We start from the raw sequence: 653 nt of genomic DNA on the forward strand, positions 1-653 counted from the left end.
CCTGGTTTTCTGGTGTGTTTCCAGACATGTTCATCGACTCCGAGGATACGAACCCCGTCTAGGTGACAGGGGTCGCCGTAGACAAGCTGGCGGCAGGCATCTAGTGCGATCTGGTTGACCAGGTCCCAGCCCACACCGAGTGCTTTGGCGGTAGCTGACACACTCATCCGGTCAATAGCAAGGCGCTGCAAGATCCAGCGAGTAACCCGATAAGTGAGCTTGGCGCCGTCATCCGCGCAGGTTAAAGATTCTTGGAAGATCTTCCTCTTACATGAGTCGGCTGTGCATAAGAATCTAGGCACTGTTACGTGCAGCCTAGTGGGGAATCCAACGACAGGAAGATCAACGAGTCGACGAGTGACGTGGTCGCGCAGCTTTCCTGACTGTCCGCAGTCCGGGCACACGCCGACAACGGCTACTGGCGTGGCCTCAATGATGGTCAACGCTCCGGCATCAGCGGCACCGGTGATGGCAAGTCCGATTTCCGCGGTACGGCAGATGGTGTCAGCAACGAGGTTTCCAGTAGGCTTCACAGTACGGGTCCCTGGTGGGTGTAGATGGTCGTGTAGCAACTTTCATCTTCACACCAGGGACCCCTACATGTTGTGGTGACCCGCTGAACCCGTCGATTTCTACCTCACCCCGCTACGCAC

At 57.0% G+C, this 653-nt stretch carries 1 protein-coding gene; it reads right to left on the minus strand.

What is annotated here, in order from left to right:
• Positions 1 to 533 (minus strand): transposase family protein (locus QKE52_RS13315; protein WP_347949004.1); only part of this gene is annotated, 533 nt, incomplete at its 3' end.
• Positions 534 to 653 lie beyond the last annotated feature (120 nt).

Source organism: Corynebacterium sp. c25Ua_47 (assembly GCF_039907205.1).
In the GTDB taxonomy this organism is placed as follows: domain Bacteria; phylum Actinomycetota; class Actinomycetes; order Mycobacteriales; family Mycobacteriaceae; genus Corynebacterium; species Corynebacterium hiratae.